This window comes from Pollutimonas bauzanensis (assembly GCF_040393045.1).
Lineage (GTDB): Bacteria > Pseudomonadota > Gammaproteobacteria > Burkholderiales > Burkholderiaceae_B > Pollutimonas > Pollutimonas bauzanensis_A.
The window spans coordinates 19,238-30,716 of record NZ_JBEBUX010000039.1 but is presented as its reverse complement, the minus strand read 5'-3'; the positions used below and the strand labels follow the sequence as shown (position 1 = coordinate 30,716).

The 11,479-nt window shown below is 55.1% G+C and carries 10 protein-coding genes; 5 read left to right on the top strand and 5 right to left on the bottom strand.

Features of this window, described 5'->3' with window-relative positions:
• From ABWO67_RS08255 to ABWO67_RS08235, 5 genes are all read right to left on the bottom strand, one after another.
• On the bottom strand, positions 1-1,019 hold a 1,019-nt coding region (locus ABWO67_RS08255; protein WP_353150187.1), incomplete at its 3' end, for an anti-sigma factor.
• Positions 1,016-1,546, bottom strand: a complete 531-nt coding sequence (locus ABWO67_RS08250) for a sigma-70 family RNA polymerase sigma factor (RefSeq protein ID WP_353150185.1) — start codon at positions 1,544-1,546, stop codon at positions 1,016-1,018. The genes ABWO67_RS08255 and ABWO67_RS08250, both read right to left, overlap by 4 nt.
• 170 nt (positions 1,547-1,716) lie before the next feature.
• Entirely contained in the window at positions 1,717-2,688 is a 972-nt protein-coding gene (locus ABWO67_RS08245; RefSeq protein WP_353150182.1) for a Bug family tripartite tricarboxylate transporter substrate binding protein, read from the bottom strand.
• A gap of 26 nt (positions 2,689-2,714) precedes the next feature.
• Positions 2,715-3,083 carry an AtuA-related protein gene (locus ABWO67_RS08240; protein WP_353150179.1) on the bottom strand — a complete coding sequence of 123 codons (369 nt, stop codon included), beginning with the start codon at positions 3,081-3,083 and terminating at the stop codon, positions 2,715-2,717.
• A gap of 7 nt (positions 3,084-3,090) precedes the next feature.
• Complete coding sequence (locus ABWO67_RS08235) at positions 3,091-4,437, bottom strand: acyclic terpene utilization AtuA family protein (RefSeq protein ID WP_353150176.1); 1,347 nt, start codon at positions 4,435-4,437, stop codon at positions 3,091-3,093.
• A gap of 92 nt (positions 4,438-4,529) precedes the next feature.
• Between ABWO67_RS08235 and ABWO67_RS08230 the strand changes: the two genes are divergently transcribed.
• From ABWO67_RS08230 to sufB, 5 genes are all read left to right on the top strand, one after another.
• On the top strand, positions 4,530-5,453 hold the full coding sequence (locus ABWO67_RS08230) for a LysR family transcriptional regulator (protein ID WP_353150173.1): 924 nt from the start codon (positions 4,530-4,532) through the stop codon (positions 5,451-5,453).
• A gap of 65 nt (positions 5,454-5,518) precedes the next feature.
• On the top strand, positions 5,519-7,501 hold the full coding sequence (locus ABWO67_RS08225; RefSeq protein WP_353150170.1) for an acyltransferase family protein: 1,983 nt from the start codon (positions 5,519-5,521) through the stop codon (positions 7,499-7,501).
• A complete protein-coding gene (locus ABWO67_RS08220) occupies positions 7,498-9,315 on the top strand; it encodes an ABCB family ABC transporter ATP-binding protein/permease (RefSeq protein ID WP_353150167.1) in 1,818 nt (605 codons plus the stop codon). The genes ABWO67_RS08225 and ABWO67_RS08220 overlap by 4 nt, the downstream gene beginning before the upstream one ends.
• A gap of 180 nt (positions 9,316-9,495) precedes the next feature.
• Positions 9,496-9,993, top strand: a complete 498-nt coding sequence (locus ABWO67_RS08215) for an SUF system Fe-S cluster assembly regulator (RefSeq protein ID WP_353150164.1) — start codon at positions 9,496-9,498, stop codon at positions 9,991-9,993.
• A complete protein-coding gene (sufB, locus tag ABWO67_RS08210) occupies positions 9,990-11,477 on the top strand; it encodes a Fe-S cluster assembly protein SufB (RefSeq protein WP_353150162.1) in 1,488 nt (495 codons plus the stop codon). Before ABWO67_RS08215 ends, sufB begins: the two co-directional genes overlap by 4 nt.
• The last annotated feature ends 2 nt before the right edge of the window (positions 11,478-11,479 follow it).

Below are 11,479 nucleotides of genomic sequence, written 5' to 3'. Positions count from 1 at the left end.
GCGGCCGGCGATGCCGGCGCGGGTTTTCCAAAAGTCACCAGGCGGCCTATGAACAAAATAGGCCCGCTTGGGCTGGCGGTTGGTGAGCCTCCGGCTGGCTCTTGTGTCATTTCGAAAATCTGGTCTGTGCTGATTTCACCCATCAGGTTTGCGGGTACGGTCACCGGCTGATTGGGATCTATCAAACCCAGCGAGCGGGGTTGCGGATTGTTTTTATGGCGTGTCCATAGCTGTACCGATGCGTCGCCCGGAATATCGCTGTGAACCTGAGGATTCATCAGGACGTTGCCCTGCGGGTCTATGGTGACTACCCATCCTGGCGTGGAGCTTTGGCCAGGCGCCTGCATGATGGCGGCACGAGTAGGAGCGACTTGTACGATGGTCACAGGCGGCGCTACTGGCTTGGCCGGCACAAGGGCAAGTACGGCCGCGATCAGCGCAAACCCCAGGCTTGCTATCCGCCATACCCAGATATTGTTTATTTTGCTGTCAGCAGGCGATGGCGGGGCGGTCTTCTCGGCTGGCGGCGATTTGGCCGACTGCGACTTGGCTTCAGGAGCCTTGGCGGGTATCGGTGGCGGTGCAGGCGCGGCTTTTGCCTGAACCGGTGCAGGGGCAGGCGCTGGCTCGGCGGGCTTTTCCCGCATACGCAAGGCCGCAGCGACGGTAAGGGTGTCGTCTTCGGCCTTTACTGTCGCTTGCGGTTGTCGAACAGGAACTGCCGGAACGGCACTGCTCGTGCGAATGTCGACGGGCGGCGTCTGTGGCTTGATAGGGGGCGTAGTGGCCGTATGACCCAGGGTGGTCTGTAGTCGACGCAATGATAGCGGTCCTGGATCGATGGGAGGTAAAAGATCCACCAGTTCCAGAAAGCGGTTTTCCCAGTTTAGCGCTGCCATGGCGGCCTGGCTGTCTTGCCCTAATAGCGCCTGGGCCTCCGAGGTTTCTTGAAGATTCAATAACCCTAGGGTGTATTCGGCAATGAGGACGTTGTGATCGGAGGTGGGTGTGCTGCTCATGCTGCCTGTTGCTCCCGGATTTGGCGCAAACCTTCCTGAACCTGCATCTTGATTTGGGCGGCCGGTGCTTTAAGGCGCGTGGCGATCTGTTCGTAGGTATAACCGTTATAGAAGGCCATCAGTATGGGACGGCGCTGGTCCTCGTCAAGGCGTGAGATGGCATGGGCCAATCCGGATTCCGGCAGGGCGTGTACCGACTCCGGGTTTGGCAGGCTATCGTTCCATGCTACAGCGGTCGGGCGCAGGCGCCCTGACTGGCGCAGCCGGTTCAATGCCCTGTAGCGCATGATGCTGTAGATCCAGGCGCGCGCGGCGCCCAGACTAGGATCATAGCTTTGGGCATTTTTCCAGATAGACACAAACGTATCGCGCATCAATTCCTCGGCACTGTTGCTTTGCGTGAGCATTCTTGTACACAAGGCCAGCATGCGGGGGGATTCGTGTTGATACAGCTCTTGGAATGCATTTTGATCACCACGCGCGCAAGCGAGAAGCGCAGCTTCGTAATCAAAGGGTGGAACAGCCATACAGTCTCCGGTTTATCCTGGGGCAACGCTATTGTATTAGGAGTTTCGGCTGGTACGGGCTGTGCTTGTCTAATCCGGGGTAACAATAAATTGCCGGGTACGCCAACGCGCCAGGTCTATGGCGCGGGGCGTTGTTTGGAAGCAGGGGCGCTAAGCCCTTTTTTCTCCTGTTATGAAGGTTTTATATCAGCCTTTTTGATGATGATGCCCCATTTTTCCGTTTCAGCTTTCTGGAAGTCGGCCAGCTCAGCAGGACTGGACGTTACGGGTTGGGTACCTGTCTGTGTATAAAACTGGGTTGCCGCAGCGCGTGTAGTGGCGCCCACCAATAAGTCGTGCAGTTTTGAAACGACGGGAGCCGGTGTGTTGGCAGGCACGTAGGCGCCGAACCAATATCCCATTTCGTAGCCAGGTACGCCGGCGGAGGAAATAGTAGGCACAGTTGGCGCCAGGGGGGAGGGCTTGCTGGTGGTGACGCCAAGCGCGCGAAGCTTGTTGGATTGAGCTTGAGGCAGGCCGGTAGCCATATCTGCCATCATCATGTCGATTTGCCCGCCCAGCAAATCGCTGATCACCAATGGATTGCTTTTGTAAGGAACATGCAATAGCTCTACGCCGGCCATTTGCTGGAACAGTTCACCAGCGATTCGGCTGCTGGAGCTACCGCTGCCGAAGGTCAGCTTGCCTGGATTTTCCTTCGCCAGCTTAATGAAGTCTTCCACGGTTTTAGCCGGAGATGCTGGATTTACCACCATGATCTGGCCTCCCGTACCCAGCAGTGTCACGGGTTCAAAATCCTTGATGGGATCGTAACTCAGCTTTTTATAAAGATGTGGATTGGCCGATTGCGAGGTGTTGGTGGTGATCAGCACACGATAGCCGTCGGGTGCGGCGCGGGCGACATCGCTAGCCCCTATCATGGCGCTAGCGCCGGGTTTGTTTTCGATGACCACGACCTGGCCGCTTTGTTCGGTCACGCCCTGGCCTATGGCTCGGGCTAATTGGTCGGTGGCGCTGCCTGGACCGAAAGGTACAACAAAGGTAATGGGACGGGTGGGATAGTCTTGAGCTTGAGCGGCCAAGGGCAGGCAAAGCAATAGCGCCGTTGCCAACAGATTTTTTTTAGCACTGATATGAAACATGAGGGTCTCCTCCTGGTTGGTGATGTTTAGTTATTGATATCGGGCAGGGTGCAAGCCAGTTCATGGCTGACATGTACGGGAAAGTCCAGCAAGTAGAACGACAACGCTTTGCCATGCGTATCCAGGTTCAAGGCGTCGTTGACGCCGCCATCCAGGATCCCGTCAATCACGAAGTTAATCGCGCCGATGGACTCGATTACGTAACGCCGCACACGTTGAGGGCGGCGGAAAGCAAACCAGTCCTGGATTGCCGCTTCGGTAAGCTGTTCTTTCAATAGCGGTAAATATTCGGGCGCCCAGGCGATGACGCTGATATTCGAGATGTTTCCTTTGTCGCCTGTTCTGCTATGCGCAAGACGATACAAGGGGACCGTGGTGTAGGAAGAGGTGGGCATGGTGTGCTTATTCCATGAAGTGCCAGCTTGCTGGCGCCAGATCTCGCGGAACGAAGCTGGACAGGCTGTTCAACCGCGGTCGCAATGATGTCCTGACACCGCCTCCACCTGCCGGGCCACAGGTATACAAGGCTGTGACTTCGCGCAATATCCGTTCGGCAATTTCTTTTTGCGGATGGGCCCCTGCTACGCGTAAGCGGACGTCCCGAGCCTGACCTGGCGCATGGCGACGTAGATACTCGCCGTCGTCATCACCGAAAATGCTGCACGCGCCTATCAGGTCAATGCGCAACTTCAGTTGTTGACCTATGCGTTTTTGCACGGTTTCTGCCGCCAGCCTGGCGCGCGCCTCTGCTTGCATACCTGCGTACGAGATTTCGGCTTCAGCAAGCCAGCCGCCGCGATAGCAGATATTGACCTTTAGCGTTTCAGGGCGGGCATGTCCGGTAACGTGGTCGATCCGGATTTGGTCCACGCCTACAGGGGTAACCACCACTTGGCTGATGTCGGCCGTAACGTCAGGGGTAAGGTAAGCGGCGGGATCGTGTACTTCGTACAGTAGTTGTTCTTTGACGGTTTGCTCGGTGACTATCCCTCCGGTGTGCGCGGCCTTTCCTATGGAAAAGCTGCCAGACGCCTGGATATCAGCAATGGGAAACCCCAGATTGTCCATGCCGGGCACGTCCTTGATGCCAGGGACTGCGAAGTAGCCGCCAGTGATCTGCGTACCGCATTCCAGTAGGTGGCCTGCGATCGTGGCACAACCCAGACGGTGCCAGTCGCTGTTTTGCCATCCAAAATGGGCCATGGCAGGGCCAACTACCAGCGAGGGGTCGGCAACGCGTCCTGCCACGACGATATCGGCGCTTTCCCGCAGCGCCTGTGCAATTTCCTCAGCACCTTGGTAAGCGTTGATGCTGACGATATCAAGCTTATCGAAGCGGCTTCCAATACTGGAACGCAGAAAGTCCAGTTGCTCGGCTGTAGTCAGTTGATCGCCGGACAAGACCGCAATGCGGGGCGTTTTCAGGCCTTGCTCCTGGGCAATTGCCTTGATGCGCCGGGCCGCTGCAGGTGGATTAGCTGCGCCGAAGTTGCTGATAATCTTTATGTCGTGTTGCAGGCACTGCCGTAAAGCAGGGCCTATCAAATCGTCCAGCAAGGGCTCATAGCCTCGTTCGGGATCCTGATTCTTGGCCAGTTGGGATAGGGCCAGAGTTCGTTCGGCCAGTGTTTCGAAAATGAGCGCTTGGCCGCCCGTCTGCACCAAGGTATCCACGACAGGCAGGACGCCATCGGTTCTGTCCCCCGAGAAACCGGTGGCACAAGCAATTATTAATGGATTCTGCTGCATAGCGTCGCCTGGTGGATGGGATTCGATCAACTATAGGGTGGCGCAATTAATAAGTAAAATAGAAACATCTTATCTATTGATGCCTTTTTTTTATGAATCTCTCTTCTCGCCAATTGCGCGCATTTGTCGCCCTGGAGCAAGAGCGGCACTTTACGAAAGCCGCGCAGCGCTGTCATCAGACTCAGCCGGCATTCAGCGCCTTGATCAAATCGCTCGAGGACTCGATTGGCGTGCGTTTGTTTGACCGGACTACGCGCCGGGTCGAGTTGACGCCTGAAGGGGTGTTGTTCAACACATCGGCACTAAGGCTGCTTAATGATCTGGATGCGGTAATGGAGAATCTGCAGGATCATGTGGCTAAGCGCAAAGGCAGGGTGTCGGTCGCCGCATTGCCTTCTTTAGCAGCTGGTTGGTTACCTGATATTTATGCACAGTTTCATGCGCGCTATCCTGCTATCGAACTACAACTGCACGATGCCTTGCTTGAGCCCTGCCTGGAGCTATTGCGGCGCGGGGCAGTGGACATGGCCGTTGCAGCTCAGGGCAAGGACATGGCCGGTTTGCTTGCCGAGCCCTTGTGCGAAGATCATTTTTATGTGGTGTGCCGCGACGATCATCCTTTGGCGGCAAGGTCGTCGGTCCATTTGCGTGAACTCAAGGGAAGCGCTGTCATTCAGCTAGGCAAAAACAGCAGCATCCGGCAAAGCCTGCTTCATAACACCGATTTTTGCAGCCTCGGTTCGTTTCTGGAAGTCGATCATTTGGCGACGGTGACCGGGCTGGTGGCGGCCGGCCTTGGCGTAAGCCTCGTGCCAGCCATGACATTGTTTCAGTTCGGACACCCTCGGTTGAAAATCATTCCTCTGGCGCCCGAAAGCAGGGTGAAGCGGTCTTTATACTTGATCCGGCGTCACGAAAAGAGCCTGTCCAGCGCTGCCCAGGCGTTCTACGACGTGCTCCTGGATCAGCGTCGACTCCTGGCCCAAGCCTTACCGGATGCTTCCTTTATCAATTGATACATCCAGGGGCCGGTTTTGCTTGCTACACTTTGTCTCCCTCTTCTCGCAAGCTAATGTAATACATGCCTGGCAGTACTTCTTCGGCAGCCATACCGGCCTCTTCGAAAACCTATCGTCCCGAACTTGATGGCTTACGCAGTGTCGCTGTTGTCAGCGTATTGCTGTTTCATGCCGGTTTCGCACCATTTGGCGGTGGCTTTGTCGGCGTCGACGTGTTTTTTGTGATTTCCGGATATTTGATCACTCAGATCATTCATACCGACTGCGAGCGCGGCAAGTTCCGGTTTTTTCCGTTCATGGCGCGGCGCATCGCCCGTTTATATCCGGCACTGATCGCGGCCTTGCTGCTGACCATGGTTGCGGGTTATGTGTTGTTTGATCCGATTCAGTACCGCACGCTGGCGGCCTCCACGGCGAGCGCATTTTTCTCTGCTTCGAATTTCCTGTTTTGGCAGGTTGCCGGCTACTTCGATACCTCGTCTGAACTGAATCCTTTGTTGCACACGTGGTCTCTGGGCGTAGAGCAACAGTTCTATCTCGTATGGCCGCTGCTGATTTACGGCGTCTGGCGATGGCGAGATAATTACTTACCTCAAATTTTGCTGCTGGCGGGGCTAGTGTCGCTTGCAGCATCCCAATGGTTTACTGTGCTTGACCCCTCGGCCAATTATTACCTGATGCCGTTCAGAATGTTCGAGTTTGCGGCGGGCGGCCTGCTGCCTTGGCTGGAACGCAAGGGTATGCCGTCAAACAAGGTGCAGGAAGGCTTGTTGGGCTTGGGCCTGGCTTTGTTGCTGTATAGCGTGTTGTGGTTCGACAAGAATACGGTCTTCCCGGGTGTGAATGCAGTGGTGCCGGTGTTAGGCGCTGCCTTGTGCATTTACGCTGGCGGAGCCCGGTATCTGGGGGCATTGCTGCGCAATCGAATCGCCGTGTTTGTTGGGCTGATTTCTTATTCTCTGTACTTGGTGCATTGGCCGCTTATTGTTTTCTATAAGTACTATGTCTACCGGCCTTTGGGTTTCTGGGATAAGGCCATCTTGTTTGCGGTGCCGTTTTTGCTGGCCTATCCCTTGTACCGTTGGGTTGAGTGCCGTTACCGGCGTATCGACCTGACAAGCTGGAACACGGTCAAGGCCGTTGCTTGTGCTGCCGCGGTAGCGGTGGTGCTAGTGCCTGCGGCCTTTGTCCATTATCAACAAGGGCTGCCTTCAAGGGTGAATGACACTTATCATGCGCGCTTGGAGCAGCCTGCTGTCAAAGATGCCGAGCGCTACGGTGGCGATGGGTATGCGCTGGATGTCATGTTGGGCGATTCCGCCGCCAATAGGCCTATGGCGATTTTTGCCGGCGATAGCTTTGCCTTGCAATATGCCTCAGGCTTTGATGACGCGCTAAAGGCCAGGCATCAGAAAATTCAAGGTGTGTTCCAGCACGGCTGCATTCTGGGGCGCGATATTACCCGCCTGCTGGATGGTAAGCCGCGGCCGGAATGCCAGACTAAAACCGAACAGGTTCAGGCGTTGCTGAAGGGCAATGACCTGCCGTTGATTTATGCGGTCAGCTGGACCGGTTATCGGGACCTGCTGGTCAAGCCTGATGGCACACGTCTGACCTTCTCTGATCCGGCCGACTACGTACGGTTCCTGGCGGCCAAGGTATTGGACCTGGTCGCGGATAACCCGCGCAGAAAGTTGATCGTTATCGGCACCCAGCCTGGCATTCGGGCAAGCGGTCCGGTCGCGGCTTGCCTGGATCGGCCGGATTATTTGCCGATGACATGCCTGGACGCGTTGTCGCTGCCCCAAGAGCAAGGGCTTGGGTACGAGTTGAATCAACAACTGCTTGCCGCGCTGGGGTCGGATCCCCGGGTATTGTTCCTGAATCCTTATGATGTCTTGTGCGAGCAGGGCATTTGTTCGGCCCTGCATCAGGGCAGGGCGCGTTACTCGGACACCTCGCATTTGTCGTTCGCCGGTTCGCATGAAGTATCGCAAACATGGATAAAAAAAATCACCCAATTCGTTAAGGACCCCGCTACATGAGATTCACCCATCGGGGCCCAGCTCCTGCGCGCCGCAACGATATCCAAACCATCAAGTCGCTATTGCCTTATGTATGGCAGTTTAAATGGCGGGTGATGGCGGCGTTGGCTTGCCTTGTTGCAGCCAAGGTGGCGAGTGTTATTTTGCCGCTGTTTTTGAAGGATATTGTCGATAAGCTCAGTCTGCCGGCGACGCTGATGATATTACCGGTGGCGGCCTTGCTGGGCTATGGGTTTGCCCGCCTGGCGTCAGGTGTGTTCGGAGAGCTGCGCGACGCTTTGTTTGCGCGCGTCACGCAAGGGTCCATACGGCGCATCGCGGCGCAATTGTTCAAGCACTTGTTCGCGTTGTCTTTGCGGTTTCATATGCAGCGTCAAACGGGTGGGTTAAGCCGGGATATTGAACGTGGCACCAAAGGCATAGGCTTTCTGCTTAATTTCATGGTGTTCAATATTTTGCCGACCTTGCTGGAGATCGGCATGGTGGCAGCCATTTTGCTGTGGCGCTACGACTTTAGCTTTGCCTTGGTGACGCTAGGCACGATAACCTCGTATGTGTTGTTTACCTTGTTCGTGACGGAAAAGCGCATGGTCTACCGGCGCAGCATGAATGACCTGGACAGCAAAGCCAACAGCAAAGCCATAGATGCGTTGATCAACTATGAAACTGTCAAGTATTTTGGTAATGAGGCTTACGAACTCGATCGCTATGACACGAACCTGGGCAAGTGGGTGGACTCGGCGGTCAAGAACCAGGTGTCGCTGAATTTCCTGAACATGGGGCAGGGCGTCATCATTACGGTGGGTATAACGTTGTTGCTGTGGCTATCGGCTGAAGGCGTGGTCAACAAGACCATGTCGGTGGGCGACGTCGTTCTGGTTTCGGCCTACCTGACCCAGTTGTATGCGCCGCTGAATTTCCTGGGGTTTGTCTACCGCGAAATCAAGCATGCGCTGGCCGATATGGAACGTATGTTCGGCTTGATGGAGCAAGGCCAGGAAGTTGCCGATCGCGCTGACGCGAAGCCACTACAAACTTCACAGGCCGCGATCGCATTTCGCCATGTCGATTTCGGCTATGAGTCGAATCGCCAGATACTGTTTGACGTCAATTTTGTTATTCCGGCGGGTAAGACGCTGGCTGTCGTGGGGTCGTCGGGCGCCGGGAAGTCCACGTTATCACGCTTGTTATTCCGTTTCTACGATGTGAACGCGGGCGCAATTACAATTAATGGCGTCGACATTCGTGACATGACCCAATCCAGCCTGCGTCATCATATTGGCATCGTCCCGCAAGATACGGTGCTGTTCAACGATAGCATCTTGTACAACATTGCTTATGGCAATCCCGAAGCGACACAAGACGAAATTTTCCAGGCAGCCAAGGCTGCCAGCATCCATGATTTCGTCATGAGTCTGCCGGAGGGGTATCAAACGCAAGTGGGTGAGCGTGGATTGAAATTGTCCGGCGGCGAAAAACAGCGTGTCGCCATTGCCCGTACTTTATTGAAAAATCCGCCTATCCTTATTCTGGATGAGGCCACCAGTGCGCTGGATACTCGTACCGAACGCGCCATTCAAGAAGAATTGAGGCAAATTGCCAAGGATCGGACAACGTTGATCATTGCCCACCGTCTTTCCACTATTGTCGATGCCGATGAAATTATCGTGCTGGATCACGGCAAGGTGCTCGAGCAGGGCTCTCATTGGGACTTGGTGGCCAAAGGAGGGCGGTATGCCCAGATGTGGGCGTTGCAGCAGGCTGGGCAGGATGATGCGGTCGACAAGATCAATGATGGCGACATTGCACACTAGAGCATTTTTAGCCGAGGTGGCGGCGGTTTTTCGTTCTTGAGAAAGGCGGGGGTGTGTCGGGGGCTGTTTCGGCTTCACGCGCTACGCCCCTGGCAACGTCATCAGGGCACACCGGTTTGACACATATAGTACTAAATAGGTACTATATGGTTTGACGTATCGAATCGGGAGAATGCGTAGATGCTGCGTATCAGCAAAATCATTGACTACGGCACTTTAGTGCTTACTTACATGGCCGGAAGTCCCGACCGTGTGTTCAGTGCTGCTGATCTTGCCGCCACGCTAGGCCTGGGCCAGCCCACTGTCAGTAAAGTGCTGAAGCTGTTGGGCCAGCACGAATTGGTAAAAAGCAGCCGGGGTGCGCGCGGCGGTTATGTGCTGGGGCGGCCTGCTCGCGACATCAGTATTGCGCACATTATAGACGCTCTTGAAGATCAGCCGTTTGGCCTTACCGAATGCGCCTCGACGCCAGGGGCATGCAGCGTTGAAGCCGGTTGCCACATACGCACCAATTGGCAGCGTATCAATGCGATTCTTCGTAGTACGCTTGAAAATGTCAGCGTCGCCGACATGCTCAGCCCCACGCCAATTCAATTCCCCCTGATTGCGCAATCTCTACCTGAACCAAAAGTCAGAGCCCGAACGGCACAGCCCACGACATGGAGTTTCCCAGAATGAATACCGTAACCGAAAAAATCGCTACCGTAGTTGAACGACCAGAGACCTTGAACGACAAGATTGATTCGTTTCTGGATCGCGAGTATTCGGCTGGCTTTGTCACGGATATTGAGTCAGACACTATTCCTAAAGGCCTGTCTGAAGACACCATACGCTTATTGTCAGCTAAAAAGAATGAGCCTGAGTTCATGCTGGAATGGCGTCTTGCAGCCTATCGCCACTGGCTCACCATGAGCCTGCCGGAATGGGCACAGGTCAGCTTTCCACGCATTGATTTCCAGGATATCAGCTATTACTCGGCCCCGAAGAAAAAAGACGGCCCTAAAAGCCTGGACGAAGTCGACCCCGAACTATTGCGCACCTACGAAAAATTGGGCGTTCCCTTGCATGAACGGGCCCGTCTTGCCGGTGTTGCCGTTGACGCGGTTTTCGATTCCGTATCGGTAGCCACTACCTTTCGCAAGCAGCTGGCCGAAGTGGGTGTTATTTTCTGTTCGTTCTCGGAAGCCGTCCGGGAGCACCCGGACCTGGTACGCAAATACTTGGGTACGGTAGTGCCGACCAGCGACAATTATTATGCCGCTTTGAATTCCGCCGTGTTTTCCGATGGCTCGTTTGTCTATATTCCCAAAGGCGTGCGCTGCCCCATGGAATTATCGACTTACTTCCGCATCAACGCGATAGACACCGGACAGTTTGAACGTACCCTCATCATTGCCGAGGAAGGGGCTTCGGTCAGCTACCTTGAAGGCTGTACGGCCCCGATGCGCGACGAAAACCAGTTGCACGCGGCTGTCGTGGAACTGGTCGCGCTGGACGACGCCAAGATCAAGTATTCAACGGTTCAAAACTGGTATCCCGGCGATAAAGACGGCAAAGGCGGCATTTATAACTTCGTTACCAAGCGCGGCGACTGTCGCGGTGCACGTTCGCATATTTCCTGGACGCAGGTCGAGACAGGGTCATCCATTACATGGAAGTACCCCAGCGTTATCCTGCGCGGCGATGACTCTGTAGGCGAGTTTTATTCGGTGGCGCTTAGCAACCACAGACAGCAGGCCGATACAGGCTCGAAAATGATACACATGGGCCGCAATACGCGCAGCACCATCATTTCCAAGGGCATTTCGGCGGGCCATGGCAGCAATACTTTCCGCGGCCTGGTTCGCATGACGCCCAAGGCGGAAAACGCACGAAACTATACACAGTGCGATTCACTGCTGATAGGTAAACGTTGTGCGGCTCATACCTTTCCCACTATCGAAGTCCAGAACCCGTCGGCCAGTGTCGAGCACGAAGCGACCGCATCGCGTATCGGCGAAGACCAGCTTTTCTACGCCATGCAGCGCGGCTTGTCGGCCGAAGATGCGGTATCGATGATAGTGAATGGATTTTGCAAAGAAGTTTTCAAGGAATTGCCAATGGAATTTGCAGTCGAGGCTCAAAACCTGCTCGGCGTAAGTCTTGAAGGCAGCGTAGGTTAAGG